This window comes from Streptomyces sp. NBC_00080 (assembly GCF_045041255.1).
In the GTDB taxonomy this organism is placed as follows: Bacteria; Actinomycetota; Actinomycetes; order Streptomycetales; family Streptomycetaceae; genus Streptomyces; species Streptomyces coriariae.
Map to the genome: position 1 here is coordinate 6726869 of NZ_CP108235.1, position 23501 is coordinate 6750369.

Consider the following 23501-nt stretch of genomic DNA (forward strand, 5'->3'; position numbering starts at 1 on the left):
GAGTGTGGCGGGCCCCCTTCCAGTCCATGTAGGCGAAAGGGAAAGTTCCGGATGGTGCGTTTTGGGCCTGTTCCCGTTGTTCTTATCCCCGTCGCCGCTGGTCAAGCTTTGCTACAGCGTGTTCGTTGCACAGGCTGTCAGATTGGCTGACGCAAAGCAAGGGTTGGCTAAATCTCATCGCTGTCATGCTTAAGGGCGCCGTCATGTGCCGCGCAGGAAATGATGGCCTTCGCGCGCAAACGTGACGACGCCCCCCGTGCGCATGCTGACGGGCAGAGCATTTGCACTGTTTTCCTTTCAGTCTCCTTTCGGCATTCGCCGTGGTCGTCCGGGTCGGTATCAAGCCGTGGCGCGTTCGCTGCCGTCGGGTTCCGGGGCGATCTCGTCGGTGGGGTCGTCCGCCGGCTCGGGGTCCTCGTGCACCGCCTCCAACATGCGTGCCGAGCGCACCACGAAGAGCAACGCGGGCGTGAGGAACATCCACACCGCGCCGATCGTCAGCATCGTGGCAGGAGAGGTGAGCCCGCCGGCCGGCCCCGCGAGAGCCTGACCGACCGGCAGCAGACCGATGCTGCCCAGCCACTCGTACGAACTCACCCGGCCCATCGAACCGAGCGGCACGTTCTGCTGCATGGCGGTCAGCGAGAAGACGTTGAACATGGACAGCCCGATATTGCTGACCAGGGCGGCGGCCGCGATCACGGGGACGGGGGCGAGCAGCGCCAGCATGAGCAGCTGCAAGCCGTAGAGCCCGAGCGGAAGGAACGACGCGCGCATGATGTAGCGGGGACGCATACGAAGGGCGATCACACCGCCGAGGACCGAACCGATCCCGCTGCACGTGGTGATGAGGGCCCACGCGGGTGCCCCGCCCAGGTGGGCGAGCGCCTCGGTCGGACCGAAGACCTGCCAGGCGGGAAGCACCAGCAGGTGGAAACTGGCGGCCCAGGCCACCATGGTCCACAGCCAGGTGCGGGAGCGGAACTCCTGCCAGCCCAGCTTGAGGTCGGTGAGGATGCTGGAGGCCTCCTCACCGTCGGCCGCCTTCTTCGGGCCGAGCCGCAGCATGTACAGCGCCACCGCGCTGACCGCGTACGTCACACCGTCGAAGATCAGCGCGGACCCGGGGGAGACGAGCGCGACCAGGACGCCGCCGAAGGCGGGGCCGACCGTGTACGCGACGTTCTCGCTCAGCCCGACGAGTCCGTTCGCACGTTGCAACTCCCCCGCCTTGACAACCTCCGGCAGCAGGCCGGAGGCGGCGGGCTGGAAGAAGGCCGCGGCGGTACCCGCGATCAGCTGCAAGGCGATCATCCACGCCAGGGACGCGTGCCCGGTCACGAGCAGGACACCCAACAGCAGTTGGGAGACGAAACGGGCCGCGTCGCACACGAGCATCAACCGACGGCGCGCCATGCGGTCGGCTATCACCCCGCCCAGCAGCAGCAGGACCACCGTGGGGAGGATCCTGGCGGCCAGCACGAGCCCCAACGCCGATGCGGAGTCGGTCACTTCGAGTACGGCGAAGGCGAGGGCGATGGGGACGATCGCGTCACCCACCACCGAGAACGTCTGGCCTATGTACAACAACCGGAACTCGCGCTGCCGTAGCAGCGCCGTGATTCCTTCCCGGTCGGCCGTGCGCCGCTTGCTGCGGATGTTCATGCGGTCCTTTCCTGGTCCGGCCCGCCTTCGGCCGGCGTGCGGGACTGGTCTTCCTGCCCCGTGAGCAGCGACTCCAGTTGGGCCGGATCGGCCTCGCTCAGCAACGCTTCCACCACCGTGACCGCCAACCCCTCGACGCTCGGAGCCTCGAGCAGGGCCCCCACGCGCAGATCGACCCCGAAGGCGCGCCGGACCCGGGCCATCACGCGCATCGCCAGCAACGAGTCCCCGCCGAGGTCGAAGAAGCTGTCCTCTATTCCCACGGGTTGCTCGGGAAGCACTTCGGAGAAGAGTTCCACGAGCGTCGTCTCGACAGCGTCCCGCGGCTCTTTGCGGGTGGAGGTGGGGTGTTGGGTTGTGGTGGTGGGTGGGGGGAGTCGGGTGGGGTCGAGTTTGCCGTTGGGGGTGGTGGGGAGGGCGGGGAGGGGGGTGAGGGTGGTGGGGATCATGTGGGTGGGGAGGTGGGTGGTGAGGTGGGTGCGTAGGTCGGTGAGGGTGGTTTCGGTGTGGTGGTGGGGGGTGGTCAGGACGGTGTAGGCGGCGAGTTGGGGGTGGTGGGGGGTGTGGGGGTTGAGGATGACGGTGGCGGCGTGGACGGCGGGGTGGGTGAGCAGGACGCGTTCGATCTCGGCGGGTTCGATGCGGAAGCCGCGGAGTTTGATCTGGTGGTCGGTGCGGCCGAGGTAGTGCAGTTCACTGCCGTGGTCGGCGGTGATCACCGTGCCGGTCCTGCCGGTGCTGGTGGTGCTGGTGGTGCTGGTGGTGCTGCCGGGGTTGTGGGTGGTGGTGGGGTGGTCGCCGGTGGTGGCAGTGGTGGTGGCGAGGTCGCCGGTGCGGTAGCGGCGGCTGCCGGGGGGGCCGTCGGGGTCGGGCAGGAAGCGTTGTGCGGTCAGTGCGGGACGGCCGAGGTATCCGGCCGCGACCTGGGGCCCGCTCACGAACATCTCCGCACCCTCAAGCCCACCACCGTCGCCGGCGCCCCTACCGTCGCCGGCGCCCGTACCGTCGGTGGCGCCCGTACCGTCGGTGGCGCCCGTACCGTCGGTGGCGGTGCCGCAGGGGTCAGCGCTGGTGCTGGTGCTGGTGCTGGTGTGGGGGTGGAGGGTGATGGTGAGGCCGGGCAGGGGGGTCCCGATCGGGCTGACCGCCTGTTCCTGGTCGGCGGCGGCCAGGGGCCGGTAGGTGACGTGGACGGTCGTCTCGGTGATCCCGTACATGTTCACCAGCCGCGGCCCGCGCCACCCGTACGCCGCGCTCCAGGCCTTCAGACTCCCCGGCCGCAGAGCCTCCCCGCCGAAGACGACCGTCCGCAGTGCCGTGGCCGGGAACCCCTGCGCCGCGGCCGCCGCCACCAACTGCGTGAACGCCGTCGGCGTCTGACTCAGCACCGTCACCCCCTCCCGGCACACCAGCTCCCACATCGCCGCCGGATCCCGCGTCACCGCATACGGCACCACCCGCAACCGGCCCCCCTGCAACAGCGCCCCGAACACCTCCCACACCGAGAAATCGAACGCCGCCGAATGAAACATCGACCACACCTCGTCCCCGCCCCACCCCCCGAACGCCTCACCACAGGCGGCGAACAACGCCAGCACATTGCCATGCGTCACCACCACACCCTTCGGACGCCCCGTCGAACCCGACGTATAGATCACATACGCCGTATCCCCCTCCACCACCCGAGCCCCCACCCACCGAGCAGCCGCCGCCACCTCCACCGCACCCACCGGATCATCCAGCCCCACAAACGCCACACCCTCGGCGCCGTCCAACACCCCCGCCCAACCCCGCTTGCCCAACACCACCCGGCAACCCGCGTCCGCCACCGTCTCGCGCAACCGCTCCACCGGAAAACCCGGATCCAACGGCACATACCCCGCACCCGACTTCAACACCGCCACCATCCCCACCACCAGATCCACATCCCGCTCCCCCACCAAAGCAACCAACACCCCCCGCCCCGCACCCGCAGCCACCAACCGCGCCGCCACCACCGACGACAACCGGTCCAACTCCCCATACGACAACTCCCGCACCCCGTCCCCCACCGCCACCCGACCCCCACACCGAGCCACCACCCCACCCAACACCCCATGCACACCGCTGTAGGAGGAGACCGTGGTGTTCTCGGGTGTGTTCAGCACAGCGTTCACCTTCGTGGAAGCGGGGCGGGCGGAGGACCTGTCGGCGGGGGACGGGCGGTGCCGGACCGGGGCGGTCAGTCGGCGGGGGTGGCCACCCAGATGTAGTACTCGGAGTCGGCGTCGAACGGGCTCTCGTCGTATCCGCCGTACTCGCGCTCGATGCGCAGGCCGGCCTTCTCGAAGAGCCCGCGGATCTGGTCGGGGAAGCGGTAGTAGTTGGTGCGCAGGTCGTGCCGTCGCTGCACGACGAGTCCCTGTTCGTCGAGGAGTTCCGTGACGCGCCGCCGGGTGATGGACTGCACGTCGAAGTCGAAGGCGCTGTAGTCCCAGATCGCCACGCGCTGCCCGGTCGACGGATGGCGGACCTCGTCGACGAACAGATAGCGCTGGTCGTACTTGTCGAAGTCCTCCTGCTGGAACACCGGTACGCCCGCGACGAACCTGCCTCCGGGGGCGAGATGGCGGCGCACGGAGTCCAGCGTCCGCGCCCAGTCCTCGTCGGTCGGCATGTGGAACAACGGCTGTCCGCCCGCGATGATCAGCGGGAAGCGCTCTCCCAGGTCGAAGTCGCGCAGGTCGCCCTCGACGAGACGGACCTTGTCCTCGGGCACCCCGGCGGCGTCGGCGGTGGCGCGGGCCTGGGCCAGCATCGACGGCGAGCGGTCCACTCCGACCGCCCGCTCCACGCGCTCCGCGCAGGGCAGCAGAACCCGCCCCGTACCGCAGGCCAGCTCCAGCAGGGGACCGCCGAACTCCTCGGTCTTTGCCAGGATGAACGGCAGGTCGAGGGTGTTGAGATCGGCCCACAGCAGGTCGTACAGCTCGGCCTCGAAGAGGTAGTCGTCGGCGGAGCCGTCGATCCGGGTCGTGCGCGGTCCCGCCGTCTCGTCCGTCGTCGACGTGGTGGTGGTCTCGGTGTCACTCATCGTGTGCTCCTGTGCTGAGGCGGTGTGGTGGCGGGCCCCGATGCCGGGGCCGGGGAGCGTGGGGCAGGAGAGTCCGGCACGCCGGCGGCCTGCCCGAGTGCCTCCGCGACCCGGTGCACCGTCGGTGGCCGGAGCACGGAGAAGTGGTCGCCCGGCACGCGCAGTACGGTCGGCGCGATGTCGCGGGCCAGGGCGGTCCAGGTCTCCGGGTACGCCTGGGAGTGCTCGGCGTGCAGCAGGGTGAGGGGGCCGGAGCGGGAGCGGGGGCGATGGCGCTGCATGGCGGCGGTCGCGTGGGTGAACACCGTGTAACGGTCCGTCATGTCGGCCTGCGGCAGCCCGAGGTCGAGGCCCCGGGCGGTCAACTGCCGTGCGGCGGCGGCCAGCGCGTCGGGTACCGGCAGCTGCCACACCGCGGGCTCGACGGGAACGCGGTCGACCGTCACACCGCCGGAGCCGAGCAGGTCCTCGACGAACATCTCCAGCATCGTGGCCCGGCTCCACGCGCCGGTCTGCCGCGGCCAGGGGGCGGAGTCGATGAGCACGACGGGGACGCCCCCGTCCTGGGCGGGGGTACCCGCGGGTGTGGTGTGGCGGCGCGCCATCTCGTAGGCGACCACACCGCCGAACGACCAGCCGGCCAGGACCGCGGGCCGATCGACGCCCCGGTCCCGCAGCAGGCCCAGGTAGTGGTCCGCGAGTTCCTCCACCGACGGCGGTGCGGCCTGCCGCAGGAACCGATCCGCCGCGAGGCCGATCACCTCCCGGTCGCCGGGGATCAGCCCGCTGAGCTCGGCGTAGCAGAAGACGCCGCCCCCGATCGGATGGACGAGGACGATCGGCTCCCCGCTGTCCGCCGCACCGCTCCTGAGCCGTACCGGCCCACCCGCCGACGCCGTCGGGTCACCGGAGGTGGCGCTCTTCCGCCGCCGGGCCAGCGAGTCCAGCAGTGCCCTCTTTGCCGGTGACAGAGCCTCGATACGGGCGGCCGGCACCTTCTCGGCACCTTGCTCCGCCATATGCGTCCCCCTCCGCCGAAACGTGTCGGTCAGACCGCGACCCGATGGTCGTACAGGTATTGGTAAAAAGGCAGTTGATTCCGGTAGTAATCGGCGAGAACGGCGTGGTTGTCGACGGTGTCGGCGTATTCCTTCGGCTTTCTGGTGAATCCGGAACTGTTTCCGGCATCGACGTGCCAGCGCTCCGTGAGCTGCCAGTCCTTCGGAATTCCGGGATTCCATTGCAGAGTGTCCGGACGGAATCCGAGGCCGGTGTGCAGGCAGTAGGTCCTGACGATTTCCTCGGTGTGGTCGAGAAGATCGTCCGAGTCGACCACCAGAGGATCCGAACCCTGCGCCTCGGCCACCGCGAGATACAGCTCATGGAGCCGGGAGAAACCGACGTCGTCGCGCTTCAGCTCGGGGTTGAGCGCATAGTGCGAGGCGATCACCTCCCGGGGATCCCGGATGATGAACGTGTGCGCCACCTCCCGCAGGAACGCCTGGTCGGCCAGCACTCCCGGGTACCTGAAGTCGGTCGTGTCCTTGAAGAAGACCGTCGTGTCCCGGGCGAGTTCACGGATCGCGGCGATGAGATCGGCCTCGGTGCGCACCGTCCGGGAGCCGACCTCGGCCTCGCCGAAGTCGGCCAGCCGGCAGAACGGCTCGTGCAGGGAGACGACGTCGTCTCGCTCCATCATCATTTTCAGAAAAGCCGTGGAGCGCGACCGAGGGGCACTCCACAAAGCGATGATCGAGGGCTTGGGTCGATCGGCCGAATCCTGATCGCGCACGTTTGATACTCCTCCCCGGGTGACTCGCCGACCGTCCGCCGACGTTACCCATCGCACCCGTGTGTCCCGGCCACATTAGCCATGAGGGGGCGGTTGGGGAACACCCGCCAGACAGCCGGGACGGGCCGTGGAAGGCGAAGTAATTACCATGCTTACCCGTCGTGAAACGCGGTGCGGACTTTCGTGACGGCCGCATACACGCGGGTGCACGTCGCGAGCACCGAGGAATCAACGCCGCTATGGAAGACGGCTCCGGCCGCCCCTCCTAATGTCAGAACTCGTGGCCGAAGCCGGCGTGGTGCACACCCGCCGCGACGACGGCCACGGCCGTGCGGCGTGAGGAGATTTCCGGTCATGAGCGAGATGATCAAAAGGCTGGCGCGGTTGCCCGAGGACCGAAGGGCCGCGTTCATCGCTCAGCTCCGCGCGGGCGGCAACCAGACGGGGCCGCGGCAGGCCGCCGCGGCCCCCACGCCCGCCGGCCGTCCGGCACCGCTCTCCTTCGCCCAGGAGACGCTCTGGTTCCTCGACCAACTCTCCCCGGGCCGGGCCACGTACAACGTGGGCACCTCCTACCGGATCGCGGGAGCGCTCGACGTCGCGGCCCTGCGCCGGGCCCTGCGGGCCACGGTGGCCCGCCACGAGACGCTTCGCACGGCATTCCGACGCGGCCCGGACGGCATGCTCCAGGACCTCCTGACGGTGCAGGAGGCCACGGCCGGCCTGCTGTCCGAGGTACGCGACGTGGCTGCCGGACCGGCGGCGGCCGGGTACGAGGCCGCCCGGCGCCGCGCCACGGAACTGGGCAGGCTTCCCTTCGACCTGACGCGCGGACCGCTGTGGCGGGCCGAACTGCTGCGTCTGTCGGACCGCGACCACCTGCTCGTCTTCGTCGTGCACCACGTCGTCTTCGACGGCTGGTCCGGGGAGGTGTTCACCGACGACCTCGCCGCCTCCTACGCCGCGGAGACCGGGACCGGGGCGCCGCCCCCGTCACTGCCCGTCCAGTACGGCGACTACGCGCACTGGCAGCGCGAACGGCTCTCCGGCGCCACCTACGAGAACCTGGCCGCCCACTGGCGGGAACGGCTCGCCGGCGCACCGACCCTGGACCTGCCCACCGACCGGCCGCGGCCGGCGGAGACGACCTACGACGGAACGTACCGCCGAGGCGTACTCGCGCCGGGGACGGCGGACGCCGTGCGGACGTTGGCGGACTCGGCCGGCGTCCGGCCGTACGTAGTCCACCTCGCCGCGTTCCTCGTGCTGCTGCACCGCTACACCGGCCAGGAAGACCTGGTGATCGGCACCCCCATGGCCAACCGCGACACCGTCGAGGTGGAGCGGCTCATCGGCTTCTTCGTCAACATGCTCGTGTTGCGCACCGACCTCTCGGGTGCGCCGTCCTTCCGCGAACTGCTCGGCCGGGTCGACCGGACCGTCCAGGAGGCCTTCGAGCACGGCGAGTTGCCGTTCGAGCGGGTGGTGGACGCGGTCCGTCCCCCGCGCGACCCCTCGCGCTCACCCCTGTTCCAGGTCGTCTTCGCCTTCCAGGACGGGGTCGACGCGAAACTGAGTCTGCCCGGCCTCACCGTCGAGCAGGAGTCGCTCGACCCCGGAACCTCACGCTTCGACCTCAGCTGGAACATCTCCTCCCGCCCCGAAGGCCTGGTCGTCGAGGCGGAGTTCAACTCCGACCTGTTCGACCCGGAGAGCATCGACCAGCTCCTCGCCCACTACGGACAGGTGCTGTCCTCGGTCACCGCCGACCCGGACGTCGCCGTCTCCCGGGCGACACTGCTCACGGCCGACGAGCGAACCGAACTGCTGACCCGCTGGAACGGCCCCCGGCTCGCGCTGCCCGAGGTGTCCGTACCGGAGATGTTCCGTTCCCGGGCCAGGACGGCACCCGACGCCGTGGCCCTGGTGGTCGGCGACGAACAACTCGACTACGCCGAACTGGAGCGCCGGGCCAACCGCCTCGCACACCTGCTGCGCCGGCACGGAGCCGTCCCCGGAGAGCGGGTGGCACTGTGCCTGAACCGCACCCCCGACCTCGTCGTGGCCGTCCTCGCGGTCCTCTTCACCGGGGCCGCCTACGTCCCGGTCGACCCCGGCTACCCGCCCGCGCGGATCGCGGCCATCCTCGACGACGCGACCCCGGTCGCCGTCGTCGCCCACGCCGGGCCGGCCGGGAAGCTGGCCGACGCGGACGCGCCGCTGCTCGTCCTGGACGGGCTGGCGGAGACGCTCGCCGCCCAGCCCGACACCGCGCCCGCGGTGGAGATCGCCCCCGACGATGTCGCCTACGTCCTCTACACCTCCGGGACGACCGGCCGCCCCAAGGGCGTCCTCATCGAACACCACTCGGTGATCGCCTTCGTCAGGGCCGCGCAGGAACTGTTCGGACTCACCGAGACGGATCGCGTCCTCGGTTACGCCTCGGCCAACTTCGACGTCTCCGTCGGGGAGATGTTCAACGCGTTGCTCACCGGCGCGCGGTTGCACCTGGTCCGCGACGACGAGCGACTCGACATGGCGCGACTCCAGGAACTGCTGGAGACGGGCGGCATCACCGTCACCGACCTGCCGCCCACGGTCATGGCGCTGCTCGACCCGGAGCGCCTGACCGCGCTGCGCATCGTCTTCGTCGGCGGCGAGGCGTTCCCGGGCGAGCTGGTGAACGCCTGGAACGCCGGGCGCCGCTTCTTCAACGGCTACGGCCCGACCGAGTGCACCGTCACCATGATCGTCCACGAGTGCCCGGGGCACTGGAACTCCTCCCCGCCGATCGGCCTGCCCATCGCCAACCACGTGGGGCACGTCCTCGACGAGCACTTCGAACCCGTGCCGTACGGCGTGGCGGGCGAGCTCGTCATCGGTGGCGCGGGTCTGACCCGCGGCTATCTCGGCGCGCCCGGGCTGACCCGGGAGAAGATCGTCCCCGACCCCTTCGGCAGCACACCGGACGGGCGCCTGTACCGGACCGGAGACCTGGTCCGCAGACGGCGGGACGGCAGCCTCGTGTTCGTGGGCCGGATCGACCAGCAGGTCAAGATCCGCGGTCTGCGCATCGAACTCGGCGACGTGGAAGCCGCGTTGGCTACCTTCCCCGGGATCGGCCAGCTGGCCGTCGTACCGTGGACCGACCCGCACGGTGAACGCCACCTGGTCGCGTACACGACCTTCGGGGGAGACCCCGCGCCGGAGGCAGGGGCGATCCGCGCCCATCTCGCGGACCGGCTTCCGGCCTACATGGTCCCGCCCTTCCACGTGACTCTCGACGCGCTGCCGCTGACGGTCAGCGGCAAGGTCGACCACCGCCGACTGCCCGCCCCCGAGACATCCGCCGACACCTCCGGGAGCGGCGCGGAGTCCCGGCCGCGGACGGACACCGAACGCGTCCTGGCCACCGAGGTCTTCGCCGAGGTGCTGCGTCGCGAGACCGTCGGCGTCCACGACCACTTCTTCGAGCTCGGCGGCAACAGCCTCCAGGCCGCCCAGCTGATGTCCCGGATCGGCGAGCGCTTCCAGGTCCGTGTCGGTCTCGCGGAGTTCTTCCGCTCGCCCACCGTCGCCCACCTCGCCGCGATCGTCGACCGGCTGCGCCTGGAGGCGGCGCCGGAGGTCGACCTGCTCGCACTCATCGAAGGACTCTCCGACGAAGAGGCCGAACGGCTCGCCACCTTCGAGGGCGAGGCCTGAGCATGGACTTCGGCTTCACCGCGGCCCAGGACGCCTTCCGCAAGGAGATCCGCGCCGAACTCGCCGCCCGCCACATCCAGGAGGAACTGGACCGGCTCGCGCTCCGCGACGACCGCGAGCCGGACGTCAGGCCGCTGTACCGGGCCCTCGGACAGAGCGGCCTGCTCGCCGTCAACTGGCCCTCGGAGTACGGAGGCCGGGACACCGGACTGGCCGAGGCGTCGATCGTCGCGGAGGAACTGGTACGGGCCGGCGTCCCGGACACCCTGCACGTCAACACCATCCAGATCGTCGGCCTGTTCGTGCTCCTCGCCGGCAGCCCCGACCTCAAGTCCCGCTGCCTGCCGGACCTGGCGGCCGGCCGGCGTTTCGCCAGCGTGCTCTACACCGAGCCCGAGGCCGGCTCCGACCTGGCCGGGCTGCGGACCACCGCGGTGCGCGAGGCCGACGGGGACGGCTATCTTCTGCACGGGGTGAAGGCGTACAGCCTCAAGAGCGACATCACCGACCTCGCCCTGTGCGCCGCCCGCACCGGCGACACCGAGGACCGCTACCAGGGCATCAGCCTCTTCCTGGTGGACCTGCACGCGCCGGGGGTGCACCGGGAGACGATCCCCGGCATCGCCGACGAGCAGTTCCACCGGGTCGTCCTGGACGGGGTCCGGGTCCCGGCCGCGGACCGGGTGGGCGCGGAGGGCGCGGGCTGGCCCCTCCTCACCAGCGCCCTCGCCATCGAACGCACCGGCCTGGACTACGCGTTGAAGGCGGAACGCTGGTACGCGGCCGCCCTCGACGGAGGCCTGGAGCCCGAGGACCTCGTCGAGGCGGGCCGGTACGGCGCTGCGGTGGAGGCGGCCAGGCTGCTGTCGTGGCGGGTGATCGGACAACTGGCCACGGGACTGGACGAGGTCGACGACACCCTCGCCGCGACCGCGAAACTGCTCACCAGTGAGCTTGCCCGGTCCGTGGCGGGCTGGGCCGCGACCCTGCCCGCACCCGTCGGCGCCGCGCGCCGCCGGGCCGCCGGGATGCTGGAGGCCGCCTACCGCGAGGCACCCGGGTTGACGCTGTCGGCGGGGACCTCCGAGGTGATGCTCCAGATCATCGCCGTCGGCGACACCGACGGCATCAAGCACGACGACGAGGAGTTGCTGCTGCGGCAGGTGCGCGGTGAGGTGCGCCGACGCCTGCGGCAGGCGACCCAGGACCGGGACCGCGACCCGGTCACCGCGGTGCACGGACCTCCCGCCGCGCACGACGACCGGTGCCCCGCCTGGCCCGCCCTGGTGGAACTGGGGGCGCCCGGATTCGAGGTGCCGGCCGAGGCGGGCGGCCTGGACCTGGGGCTCGCCGGCTCACTCGCCGTCTGCGAGGAACTGGGCCGCGCGGGACTGAGCGGACCCTACCGAGGCGTCGCGCTCACCGCCGACGTACTGCGCACCGCGGTGCAGGACGGACCGGGGCCGGCCGGCGCGGGCCGGGAGGCGCTGTTCCTGCTCGCCGCCGGTGAACTCACCGTGGACTGCGGCGACTTCGACCTCGAACGGCCCTTGCGGACGCGGGCCGCCGCCGACGGCGTGCTCGTCGACGGGCCCGTCACGCTGGACGGCCCGAACGCCCACCACCTGCTGCTGCCGGTCCACGTCGACGGCACGACCGCACTGGCGCTGGTGCCCGCCGGCCGATCCGCCCGGCGCACCGAGCGGATCGGCCAGGACACCGTGGTGACGCTCGAAGGCGTCCGGATCGCACCGCGGGACATCGTCTGCCGGCCGTCCGGCCCGGACCTCCGCTCCCTGACCGCACGACACCGCGTCCGGCAGGCCGGATACCTCCTGGGACTGGCTCGCGGAGCGCTCACGGCCGCCCGTGCCCACACCGCCGAACGGCACCAGTTCGGCGTGCCCCTCCATGATTTCCAGTCCATCGCCTTCCGGCTCGCCGAGGCCGCCGCCCAGCTGGAACTGGTACGCCTCGCGGTCCACCGCGCCGCGTGGCTGGCGGACGAGGGCCGCCCCGTGGAGCGGGCCGCCGTGGACGCGCTGGGCCTCGCCGCCGAAGCCGTCACGCGCACCACCTCGGTCGCCGTGCACGTCTGCGGCACCAGGGGCCTGACGGCGCAGCGGCCCGTGCAGCGGTACTACCGGCTGGCCCGCACCGAGGCCGTACGGCTGGGCACGCCCGGCCGGCTGTGGCGGGAGGCAGCCCTGATCCGGCTGGCGGGACGCGACGACCTGGAGATGCTGACCCGGCCGACGCTCGCGGAGACCGGCGGGCGCCCGCCCGAAGACAGAAACCCGAAGTGGACAGGAGGCCCCCAGTGACCGCAGCGGCAGAATCCGCCCCCGAGGCCGGGATCACGTATCAGGTCGTGATCAACCACGAGGAGCAGTACTCCATCTGGCCCGCCGACCGGGAGCCGCCCGCGGGCTGGCGCGCCGACGGGGTGACCGGACCGGAATCGGTCTGCCTGGAGCACATCGAGGCCGTGTGGACCGACATGCGCCCGCTGAGTCTGCGCCGCAGCCTCGGCGAGACACCGCACGGCACCCGATGAGCGTCGGCCGCTGGTTCCTCGGCGGGACGGAGCCGGACGCCACGGCGCGGCTGTTCGCCTTCCCGCACGCGGGTGGCGCGGGCGGCGTCTATCGCTCCTGGCAGGGCCGGATGAGCCCCCGGGTACACGTACGCCCGGTCCAGTATCCCGGCCACATGGGCCGCTTCGGCGAGCCCCTGATCACCCGCTGCGGACCGCTGGCCGAAGCCGCCACCGCGGCGGTCCTGCCGGAGACCGACCTGCCGGTCACGCTGTTCGGGCACAGCATGGGCGCCCTCGTGGCGTTCGCCGTCGCGGCGCGGCTGGAGCACGAGCACGGCGTCAAGCCCGCCCACCTGATCGTGTCCGGTGCCCCTGCCCCGCACCTGCCGTCCCGGGCATCGGTCAACGCGACCCTGCCCGACGGCGAACTGATCGCGTGGCTGCGGGAGATGGGTGGCAGCGACCCGTCCGTCCTGGCCGACGACGAGCTGCTGGGGATGCTGCTGCCCGTCCTGCGTGCGGATCTGGCGGTCGGCGACACCTTCCGCCCGTACCGGGGAGCCCCGTTGAGCTGCCCGGTGACGGTCCTGCACGGCAACGGGGACGCCCTGGTGGACGTCGCGGAACTGGACGCCTGGGCCGAGCACACCAGCGGGCGGACACAACGGTTCGCCCTGCCCGGCGGCCATTTCTACCTGCACGAGGAGAGCGCCGACGCCGTCGTACGGCGGGTGCTCGACGTGATCGACGAACAGTAGGAGCCGCCGCGCGCCTTCGGGCGGCGGGCCATGGGCATGGTCGGGCGGGGCGATGGGCCCGGTCCAGGAGCGAGGGAAGACACGTGGGACACGGGGACAGCGCCGAGCAGTCGGTCCATCAGCTCTTCGCGGCACACGCGGCCGAGACTCCCGAGGCCGTCGCCGTCGTCGACGGTCCGACCCGGTTGACCTACCGCGAACTTGACGAACGCGCGGAAGCCGTCGCCCGTCTCCTGGCATCTGCCCGCCCCACCGCGACCCCGTCCGACCCGGGTGGCCAGGCCGGCTCGGCCGGTACGGCCGAAGTCGTGATCGCCGTCCGGCTGCCGCGGAGTGCGGCGCTGGTGACGGCGCTCCTCGCCACGCTGAAGTCCGGCGCGGCCTACCTGCCGCTGGACCCCGGGCTGCCCGCGGAGCGGACCCGTCGACTGCTGGAGTCGGCCGGCGCCCGGCTGCTGGTGACCGACAGCCGCCTCCTCCCCGGCCCGTCCCTAGGGGGTCCGGATGCCGACGCCGTCCCCGTGCTCGACCTGGCCGACGTCCGCCCGGCCAGGCCCGCCGACGGCGCCCGCCACCCCTTGCCGACCGTGTCGCCCCACGCCCTCGCCTACCTGATCCACACCTCGGGGTCCACCGGCCGCCCCAAGCCCGTCGCCGTGGAACACCACTCGCTGGCCCACCACGCCCTCGCCGCGCGGGACAGGTTCCGGCTCACGGCGGACGACCGGGTCCTCCAGTTCACCAACCCCGGCTTCGACGTACTCGCCGAAGAGGTCTTCCCGACCCTGGCCGCGGGCGGCCGCGTCGTGGTGCTGCCCGACACCTCGGTGTCGCCCCTCGAACTGGAACAGTTCATCCGCGAGAACGGCGTCACGGTCGCCAACCTGCCCACGCCCTACTGGGACCAGTGGGGCGCGGACCTGGACCTCGGCCCCCGCGAACTGCCTCCCACCCTGCGGCTGCTGGTGGTCGGCAGCGACACCACCTACACGCGCTCGCTGGCCGCCTGGCACCGGCACAGCCGGATCCCGGTGATCAACGCCTACGGGCTCACGGAGACCACCATCACCGCCACCACCGGGCGGTACCCGGCCGAGGCAGGCCTCCCGGACACGGCCACCTTGCCCATCGGCGCCCCGCTGGGCAGGACCGAGGTACGCGTCCTCGACGCCGCGACGCGCCCGTGCCCGACGGGCGAGGCAGGCGAACTGTACGTGGGCGGCGCCGCGCCTGCCCGCGGTTACCACGGCCTTCCCGGCCTTACCGCCCAGCGCTTCGTACCGGACCCGTTCACCGACCGCCCCGGCGCGAGGCTCTACCGCACCGGTGACCTCGTACGGCAACTCGACGACGGCTCACTGGAGTTCCTCGGCCGCGGCGACCAGCAGGTGAAGATCCGCGGGCACCGGGTCGAACCCGCCGAGGTCGAGGCCGTACTCGCGGAACTCGACGGGGTACGTCAGTGCGTCGTCGTCCCCTCCGGGACGGGCCCCGAGACCGTACTCATCGCCTACGTCGTCGGCGACACGGACCGGGCCGCCCTGCGCGAGCGGGCCGGCCAGGTCCTGCCCGTGTACCAGGTCCCGGCGGACTTCGTCCTGCTCGACGCCCTGCCCGTCACCGCCCAGGGCAAGGTAGACCGCCGCGCCCTGCCCGCCCCGGACGCCGGATCACGCGAGGAGTCCGGGCGCTCGGAACCGCCGCGGGGGCCGATCGAGGAACGCGTCGCCGCGATGTGGAGCGAGGTGCTGGACGGCCCGGCCATCGGCAGAAACGACGACTTCCGCACGCTCGGCGGCAACTCGCTCGACGTGGTCCGGATCCTCGGACGGCTGCGCCACACCTTCGGCGTCCCGCTGACCACGAGGGAGTTCCTGCGGGCCGCCACCGTCGCCGGACTCGCGGCACTCCTGCGGGACGGCGGGCCGCGGGACGGCGGTGCCGAGGCGGCCGTCGCGCCGCTGCCCGCCGTCTCCACGACCCCGGTGGCACCCGGCATCGTCTCGACCCACGAGCAACGCCTCTGGTTCCTGGACCAGTTGCACCGTGGCGCGGGCATCGCCTACAACGTCCCCGTCGCCCTGCGGCTGCGCGGCGAACTGGATCTTTCCGCGCTGCGGTCGGCGTACCAGGAGACCGTCGACCGGCACCCCCGCCTGCGTACCTCCTTCGTCTCCCTCGACGGACGGGTCACAGCCGAGGTCGCGGAGTCCGCGCCGGGTGACCTGCCGTTGGTCGATCTGTCGCACCGGCCGGACGCCGAAGCGGCGGCCCTCGCCCGTGCCGAACGCCTGGCCGGGGAGCACATCGACCTCGGACGGGCGCCGCTCGTGCGCGCGGAGCTGACCCGCGTGGCGGTGGACGACCACCTCCTCACCGTGGTCTTCCACCACCTGGTCGCGGACGGCCTGAGCGTGGACGTCTTCGACCGCGATCTGGCCGCCGCCTACGCGGCCCGCCGAACCGGAGCCGACCCGCGGCCGCCGACCGGCTCCCTCGGTTACGACCACTTCGCCCAGTGGCAGCGGGACGTCGCCGAATCACCCGCCGCCGACGCCGCCCTCGCCTACTGGCGCACCGGGCTGAGCGGCGCCCCCTTCGTCCTCGACCTGCCGACGGACCACCCCCGGCCGGCCGTGATGAGCTACCGGGGACGGCGCTTCACCCGCGCCGCCCCGACCGGCCTGCTCCACGGCGTCCGCACCCTGGCCCGCGCCGAGGACACCACGCCGTACTGCGTCGTCCTCACCGCCGTGGGGGCCGTCTTGAGCGAGGAGTGCGGGCAGTCGGAACTCCTCGTCGCCTCGCCGACGGCCGGCCGGCCGCACCCCGAGCTCGACGACGTGGTCGGCTTCTTCGTCAACACCGTGATCCTGCGCCTGCGCCGTACCGACGGCACGACGTTCCGCGGCTGGCTCGGCGAGGTGCGCGAGACGGCCCTGGACGCCTTCGAACACGAATACGTGGCGTTCGACCGTCTCACCGCCGAGTTCGCCCCGAGCCGGGACCTGTCCCGACCCCCGCTGGTGCAGTTCGCCCTCGCCTACCAGGGCGAACGTCGGCCGCAGGCACGTCTGGCGGGCCTGGACGCCACCCCGGTGCCGCTGGACAACGGCACCGCCAAGTTCGACCTCACGCTGGAGGTCGAGGAGGTCCACGGCGAGCTCGTCCTCACCGCCGAGTACAGCTCCGACCTGTTCGAGCCCGGCACGGTCGAACGCATCCTGGACCGCGTCACCGCCTGCCTGACGGCCGCGGTGGCCGCCCCCGACGCGGTCCTGCCGGCACTCGACGCCCCCGCGTCGGACCGGAACGCCCCCCACGGCACCGGTGTGCATGGGGTGTTGGGTGGGGTGGTGGCTCGGTGTGGGGGTCGGGTGGCGGTGGGGGACGGGGTGCGGGAGTTGTCGTATGGGGAGTTGGACCGGTTGTCGTCGGTGGTGGCGGCGCGGTTGGTGGCTGCGGGTGCGGGGCGGGGGGTGTTGGTTGCTTTGGTGGGGGAGCGGGATGTGGATCTGGTGGTGGGGATGGTGGCGGTGTTGAAGTCGGGTGCGGGGTATGTGCCGTTGGATCCGGGTTTTCCGGTGGAGCGGTTGCGCGAGACGGTGGCGGACGCGGGTTGCCGGGTGGTGTTGGGCAAGCGGGGTTGGGCGGGGGTGTTGGACGGCGCCGAGGGTGTGGCGTTTGTGGGGCTGGATGATCCGGTGGGTGCGGTGGAGGTGGCGGCGGCTGCTCGGTGGGTGGGGGCTCGGGTGGTGGAGGGGGATACGGCGTATGTGATCTATACGTCGGGTTCGACGGGGCGTCCGAAGGGTGTGGTGGTGACGCATGGCAATGTGCTGGCGTTGTTCGCCGCCTGTGGTGAGGCGTTCGGGGGGTGGGGCGGGGACGAGGTGTGGTCGATGTTTCATTCGGCGGCGTTCGATTTCTCGGTGTGGGAGGTGTTCGGGGCGCTGTTGCAGGGGGGCCGGTTGCGGGTGGTGCCGTATGCGGTGACGCGGGATCCGGCGGCGATGTGGGAGCTGGTGTGCCGGGAGGGGGTGACGGTGCTGAGTCAGACGCCGACGGCGTTCACGCAGTTGGTGGCGGCGGCCGCGGCGCAGGGGTTCCCGGCCACGGCACTGCGGACGGTCGTCTTCGGCGGGGAGGCTCTGCGGCCGGGGAGTCTGAAGGCCTGGAGCGCGGCGTACGGGTGGCGCGGGCCGCGGCTGGTGAACATGTACGGGATCACCGAGACGACCGTCCACGTCACCTACCGGCCCCTGGCCGCCGCCGACCAGGAACAGGCGGTCAGCCCGATCGGGACCCCCCTGCCCGGCCTCACCATCACCCTCCACCCCCACACCAGCACCAGCACCAGCACCAGCACCAGCACTGACCCCTGCGGCACCGCCGGCGACGGTAGGGGCGCCGGCGACGGTGGTGGGCTTGAGGGTGCGGAGATGTTCGTGAGCGGGCCCCAGGTCGCGGCCGGATACCTCGGCCGTCCCGCACTGACCGCACAACGCTTCCTGCCCGACCCCGACGGCCCGCCCGGCAGCCGCCGCTACCGCACCGGCGACCTCGCCACCACCACTGCCACCACCACCCACAACCCCGGCAACCCCGGCAGCACCGGCACGGTGATCACCGCCGACCACGGCAGTGAACTGCACTACCTCGGCCGCACCGACCACCAGATCAAACTCCGCGGCTTCCGCATCGAACCCGCCGAGATCGAACGCGTCCTGCTCACCCACCCCGCCGTCCACGCCGCCACCGTCATCCTCAACCCCCACACCCCCCACCACCCCCAACTCGCCGCCTACACCGTCCTGACCACCCCCCACCACCACACCGAAACCACCCTCACCGACCTACGCACCCACCTCACCACCCACCTCCCCACCCACATGATCCCCACCACCCTCACCCCCTCCCCGCCCTCCCCACCACCCCCAACGGCAAACTCGACCCCACCCGACTCCCCCCACCCACCACCACAACCCAACACCCCACGCCCGAGGGCGCTTTGGTGGCACTCGGGGACTCGTCGGGGGAGCGGGCGCTGCGGGCCGTATGGGCCGCGGTGCTCGGTGTGCCCGAGCACCGGATCGGGCCGGACGACAACTACTTCGCTCTCGGCGGCGACTCGATCACCGCGCTGCGGCTGATCGCGGAGGCGCGGACGGCCGGGGTGCCGCTCAGCCTGGAGCAGCTCTTCCTGCATCCGACGATCGGCGAACTGGCGGCGGCGATGGCCGACATCGAGGACCCGCGGGCCGCGGAGCCGGCCGAGGGGGCATCGGCGACGGGCGCCGCGTCGACCGGCGTGCTTGCCGAACTCGACCCGGCCCTGGTGCCGGAGGGTGTCGAGGCGGCCTACCCGCTCGCGGATCTCCAGCTGGGCATCCTCTACCACGTCGAGTTGAGCGACGACTCGCGGCTCTACCGCGACCTCACCAGCGTGCGGGTCACCTCGGACTGGGACGAGGCCGCGCTGCGGGGCGCGCTGGACGTGCTGTGCGGGCGGCACGAGATCCTGCGGACCTCGTTCGATCTGGCCGAGTTCGACGAGCCGATGCAGTTGGTGCACCGCGTCGCCACCGTCCCGCTGGAGGTGGAGGAGGCGTTCGGGGTGCTGGACGAGCGTGCGCAGGAGGTTCGGCTGCGCGCCTGGTGGGACCGTGAGTCGGCCACGGCGTTCGACCTCGACGCCCCGCCGCTGCTGCGTGCCCACGTGGTGCGTTGGTCGGCGGACACGTTCCAGCTGTCGCTGTCGGTGCACCATGTACTGCTCGACGGCTGGAGTTTCGCGCGGTTCACCACCGAACTGCTGGTGGAGTACGACAGCAGGCTCGGCTCCGGCGGCGGGGCCCTCGAACGGATGCCGCAGATCCGGTACCGGGATTTCGTGGCCGCCGAGCAGCGCCTCAGGGAGTCCCGGGAGGCCCGGACCTTCTGGCGGGACCTGCTCGCCGGCGCCGAGCCGTTGTCCGTCCCGGAGGCCGACCGGGATGACGGGGACGACGGGGACGACCGTGGGCAGGGCCCGGCGACCCTGCTGCTCCCGGCGGAGCTCACCGCCGGAGCCCGTCGGGTGGCGGACGAACTGGGGGTGCCGGTCAAGAGTGTCTATCTGGCGGCGCACCTGTGGGCGTTGGGCACCTGGCGGGGCGTGACCGACGTGGTGAGCGGACTGTGCGGCAACGGCAGGCCTGAGACGGAGGGCGCCGATCTGCTGCTCGGCCTGTTCCTGAACGTGCTGCCCGTGAGGATCGAGATCGCCACCGGCACCTGGGCCGACCTGGTACGTGCCGTGTTCGACGCCGAGCGGCAACATCTGCCGTTCCGCGCGTACCCGTTGGCGCGCATCCAGCGTGAATTCGGGCGGCCCCCGTTCGCCGTGATGTTCAACTACACCGACTTCCACGCCTCCGACGCGCTGCACGGGCTGCGTCACGTCACGGTGGACGGCTGGCGGTACGAGGACCGCACCAACTTCCCCGTCCTGGTCGAGGTGAACCGGCTCCAGGACGGGGAGGGCGTCGAGCTGAGCGTGCGGGTGGACCCGGACGAGACGTCCCCGGCCGGCGAAGCCCGGGTGGCGGAGCTGTTCGTCGAGGCGCTCACCGCGCTGACGGGCGATGTCAAGCGCCCGGTGCCGAAACCGAGTTGAAGAGAGCACGGCGGGGACACACCGCCTCTCGCCGGCACAGCAGTCAACACAACCGTACGAGGGAAGGCAAAGGCCTTGGCCATGGCTGAGAGCAAAGCGGTAGAGGAGCTGGCGGACATCGACCTGATCACGGACGCGTCCGGTGTTCCCACGGTCGGGGACAACATCGAGTTGCAGTCCCCGAGGTGGAGTTTCTCGGGGAACACGGCCGATCACTTCGACGAGCACGTGTCCCGGAGCATCCCGGGGTACGAGGCGGGGCACGAGATCATCGCGCAGCTGTCCGACTTCTTCGTCACCCCGGGCAGTCGGGTGGCCGAGATCGGCTGCTCCACGGCGGCGCTCACCGCCAAACTGGCCGTGCGTCATCGGGAAGCGGATGTGAAGTTCTTCGGCATCGACATCGTGCCGGAGATGGTGGCGCAGGCGCGTCAGCGCTGTGTGGAGCTGCCCAACGTCAACATCGAGCTCGGTGACGCCCTCCGGGTGGACTACAGCGACTGCAGCTTGGTGATCATGTACTACACGCTTCAGTTCGTACCGATCTGGAAGCGTCCGGCGCTGATCAAGCGGATCTGCTCGGAGATGCTGCCGGGGGGTGCGCTGATCCTCTTCGAGAAGACCCGCTCGCCCGAGGCGCGGATGCAGGACATGTTCAACCAGTGCTACGAGGAGTACAAGCAGAACAAGGGCTTCACGGCGGACGAGATCCTGGGCAAGTCACGCAGCCTCAGGTCGGTGCTGGAGCCGTTCACCACCGAGGAGAACATGCGTCTGCTGTCCGAGGCGGGCTTCGCCTCTCCTCAACTGGTCCAGAAGCAGATGGCGTTCGAGGGCATCATCGGGGTGAAATCCGTTCTCGGGTCCTGAGTGAACTGAAAGGTGATCGGCTGTGCAGTATCGACGTTTTGGCCGGCTCGGCTGGCAGGTCGGCGAGGTCGGCTACGGAATGTGGGGCATCGCCGGTGGGGAGGGCGGCTGGACGGGGGCGGACGACGACGCCGGAAGTGAATCCCTGCGGGAGAGCGTCCGGCTCGGCTGCAATTTCTTCGACACGGCGTGGATCTACGGGCGCGGACACAGTGAGGAATTGCTCGGGAAACTGCTGAAGGAGAACTCGGGAAATCCCGGGAATCGATGCTACGTCGCCACGAAGATTCCTCCCAAGGACCGGAACTGGCCGTCGACCCGGGAGTCGAGACTCGCCGACGTCTTTCCCGGGGACCACATACTCGAGTACGCCCACAAGAGCCTGGCGAACCTGGGCGTGGAGACGATCGACCTGCTCCAGTTCCATGTCTGGGAGGACTCCTGGGCCGATGACGAGCGGTGGCAGGAGCCGATCCGGCGGCTCAAGGACGAGGGGCTCGTCCAGGGCGTCGGCATCAGCGTCAACCGTTGGGAGCCCGAGAACGTCCTGAAGACGCTCGACACCGGCCTGATCGACGCCGTCCAGGTCATCCACAACATCTTCGACCAGGCGCCCGAGGACGAGCTGTTCACCGCCTGCCAGGATCTGGACGTCGCCGTGATCTGCCGGGTGCCGTTCGACGAGGGCACGCTCACCGGGACGCTCACACACGAGTCGACCTGGCCCGAGGGTGACTGGCGCAACTCGTACTTCGTACCGGAGAACCTGCACGCCAGCGTGGAGCGGGCGGAGCGGCTGAAGCAGGTGGTGCCGGAGGGTATGACCCTGCCCGAACTGGCCCTGCGGTTCATCCTGCGCCATCCGGCGGTCGCGACGGTGATCCCCGGGATGCGTAGCGTCGCGCACGTCCGGGCCAACCTCGGGGTCAGCGGCGCGCAGCCGTTGCCGGACGATCTCGTCGCGGAGCTGCGGCGGCACCGCTGGGACCGTACGCCGACGGCCTGGTCCCAGTAGCCGCGAAGAGGGCCGGCCCACAGCGGGCCGGCCCTCTTCGCGTCCGGGTCGTCCGGGTCAGGGCCTGGCGGCCATCACCGGCTCCAGCTGCCAGTGGTGGCCGCCGCCCGAGAAGCGGGTCTGGCGTGCCGTGCCGGGTGCGGCGGGCAGCCCGGTGAGCCGCTGAACGGTGACGTTCCCCTTGTACAGCTCCACCTCGACGGTGCCGCCGATACCCGCCGCCAGGGTGTCGGCCGCCGCGGCCGCAGCCCTGCCGTACGGGTCGTGGAAGCGGCCCTCGTACACGGCCACGCCGAGCGCCGCGGACAGGCTCTTCAGCAGTCCCGTCGCGGGCTTGTCGAGTCCGACCTGGTACAGCGCGGTGAGGCAGTGGCTGAGCAGGTCGAGCCCCGGCGCCTCGTACACGCCACGGCACTTGGTGCCGTTGACCCGGTTCTCGACGACGGTCCGCATCGACAGACCGTGCCGTCCTCCGGCGGCGTTGGCGCTCAGTACCGCGTCGAGCGGGGACACCGGACGGCCGTCGATCTCCACGGGGCGGCCCCGTTCGAAGCGCACCGTGAACGTCTCGGCCGTGTCGGGCGCCTCGTGCGGCCAGCGCGTCAGCAGGGGACGCAGGCCGGTCGGCGGCGTGCTCAGCGACTCGAGGGCATCGCTCTCGTGCGAGAAGCCCGCCATGCTGCCGTCCACCGAGTACGTCGCCCAGTCGGTGAGCCGTTCGGGGAAGCCCACCTCGGCGAGGCAGGCGGACATGGAGCCGCGGTCGGGGAAGCGCTCCAGCATCCACGGCGTGGTCCACGGCGTGAACACCGGCAGGTCGGGCACCAGAGCGGCGCCGTACCGGGCGAAGCGCGCCTGGTCGTTGCCGCCGCCGACACAGCCGTGGGCGAGGACGGTGCGCTCGTCGGCGCGCAGGGCCTGGGCCAGGCCGGCGACGAGGACCGCGCGGGAGGCGCCGGTGGTGTTCCAGTACCCGCCCTCGTAGCTCGCCTGGTACGTGACCAGGTCGAGCGCCATCTCCGCCATGTCCGTGCGCAGGTCGACGGTGTGCGCCTTCAGCCCCATGCGGGCGAGAACCGAGGTCAGTTCGTCGGCGGGCATCGGTGTCTCCTGGCCGATGTCCGCCACGTAGCAGACGGTGTCGACACCCTTTTCCGTGAGCCAGGCCGCCACGGCGGTGGACGAGAGCCCACCCGACACCAGGAGACCCACCCGCTGATTTTTCAGGTCATTCAGTTCCATAATGCAGTTCAACCCCCTGTGGAAATGCGCTGGCAATCATTCCGCTCAGTCAAGCATTCCGGATATACAAGTAATCGAGTAAGCGCCAGGGTTACATGTTCTGTAATCGCTGGACGGTACCCGGAGTGCGGGCATGCGATTAGCGTGAGTGGTCATGCCGGGGATTCGCTCATCGAGGGGGCGT

14 protein-coding genes are annotated in these 23501 nt (G+C 71.1%); 8 read left to right on the forward strand and 6 right to left on the reverse strand.

Translation table 11 applies throughout. The annotated features are described in order from the left end of the window. Positions 1-339 precede the first annotated feature (339 nt). The 5 genes from OHU34_RS29930 to OHU34_RS29950 form a co-directional block, all read right to left on the reverse strand. Positions 340-1665 carry an MFS transporter gene (locus OHU34_RS29930; RefSeq protein ID WP_142263944.1) on the reverse strand — a complete coding sequence of 442 codons (1326 nt, stop codon included), beginning with the start codon at positions 1663-1665 and terminating at the stop codon, positions 340-342. Further along, positions 1662-3812 (reverse strand): non-ribosomal peptide synthetase, encoded by a 2151-nt coding sequence (locus OHU34_RS29935; RefSeq protein ID WP_405769216.1) that lies wholly within the window; start codon positions 3810-3812, stop codon positions 1662-1664. The genes OHU34_RS29930 and OHU34_RS29935 overlap by 4 nt, the downstream gene beginning before the upstream one ends. 74 nt (positions 3813-3886) lie before the next feature. Continuing rightward, positions 3887-4738: a methyltransferase domain-containing protein gene (locus tag OHU34_RS29940; RefSeq protein ID WP_327182728.1), complete on the reverse strand. Its 852-nt coding sequence runs from the start codon at positions 4736-4738 to the stop codon at positions 3887-3889. Next, positions 4735-5757, reverse strand: a complete 1023-nt coding sequence (locus OHU34_RS29945) for a thioesterase domain-containing protein (RefSeq protein WP_405769219.1) — start codon at positions 5755-5757, stop codon at positions 4735-4737. Before OHU34_RS29945 ends, OHU34_RS29940 begins: the two co-directional genes overlap by 4 nt. 29 nt (positions 5758-5786) lie before the next feature. After that, positions 5787-6530 carry a sulfotransferase family protein gene (locus tag OHU34_RS29950; protein ID WP_200839662.1) on the reverse strand — a complete coding sequence of 248 codons (744 nt, stop codon included), beginning with the start codon at positions 6528-6530 and terminating at the stop codon, positions 5787-5789. Positions 6531-6884: 354 nt separating this feature from the next. On the opposite strand from OHU34_RS29950, the gene OHU34_RS29955 reads away from it, so the two are divergent. The 8 genes from OHU34_RS29955 to OHU34_RS29990 all read left to right on the forward strand — a co-directional run bounded on the left by OHU34_RS29955 (position 6885) and on the right by OHU34_RS29990 (position 22075). Continuing rightward, on the forward strand, positions 6885-10235 hold the full coding sequence (locus OHU34_RS29955; protein WP_405769223.1) for a non-ribosomal peptide synthetase: 3351 nt from the start codon (positions 6885-6887) through the stop codon (positions 10233-10235). Positions 10236-10237: 2 nt separating this feature from the next. Continuing rightward, the gene (locus tag OHU34_RS29960) at positions 10238-12559 is read left to right on the forward strand and encodes an acyl-CoA dehydrogenase family protein (protein ID WP_405769226.1); all 2322 of its coding nucleotides are present in this window, start codon (positions 10238-10240) and stop codon (positions 12557-12559) included. After that, positions 12556-12792: an MbtH family NRPS accessory protein gene (locus OHU34_RS29965; protein WP_142263938.1), complete on the forward strand. Its 237-nt coding sequence runs from the start codon at positions 12556-12558 to the stop codon at positions 12790-12792. The genes OHU34_RS29960 and OHU34_RS29965 overlap by 4 nt, the downstream gene beginning before the upstream one ends. Next, positions 12789-13532 (forward strand): thioesterase II family protein, encoded by a 744-nt coding sequence (locus OHU34_RS29970; RefSeq protein ID WP_142263937.1) that lies wholly within the window; start codon positions 12789-12791, stop codon positions 13530-13532. Before OHU34_RS29965 ends, OHU34_RS29970 begins: the two co-directional genes overlap by 4 nt. Before the next feature lie 83 nt (positions 13533-13615). Continuing rightward, the gene (locus OHU34_RS29975; RefSeq protein ID WP_405769229.1) at positions 13616-18685 is read left to right on the forward strand and encodes an amino acid adenylation domain-containing protein; all 5070 of its coding nucleotides are present in this window, start codon (positions 13616-13618) and stop codon (positions 18683-18685) included. Next, positions 18610-20190, forward strand: a complete 1581-nt coding sequence (locus tag OHU34_RS29980) for a condensation domain-containing protein (RefSeq protein ID WP_405772417.1) — start codon at positions 18610-18612, stop codon at positions 20188-20190. Before OHU34_RS29975 ends, OHU34_RS29980 begins: the two co-directional genes overlap by 76 nt. A gap of 81 nt (positions 20191-20271) precedes the next feature. Then, complete coding sequence (locus OHU34_RS29985; RefSeq protein ID WP_142263935.1) at positions 20272-21060, forward strand: methyltransferase domain-containing protein; 789 nt, start codon at positions 20272-20274, stop codon at positions 21058-21060. A 22-nt stretch (positions 21061-21082) separates the two neighbouring features. Next, positions 21083-22075 carry an aldo/keto reductase gene (locus OHU34_RS29990; RefSeq protein ID WP_142263934.1) on the forward strand — a complete coding sequence of 331 codons (993 nt, stop codon included), beginning with the start codon at positions 21083-21085 and terminating at the stop codon, positions 22073-22075. Between the two features lie 57 nt (positions 22076-22132). On the opposite strand, the gene OHU34_RS29995 is transcribed toward OHU34_RS29990, so the two are convergent. Continuing rightward, positions 22133-23287: an argininosuccinate synthase domain-containing protein gene (locus OHU34_RS29995; RefSeq protein ID WP_160159973.1), complete on the reverse strand. Its 1155-nt coding sequence runs from the start codon at positions 23285-23287 to the stop codon at positions 22133-22135. Between the last annotated feature and the right edge of the window lie 214 nt (positions 23288-23501).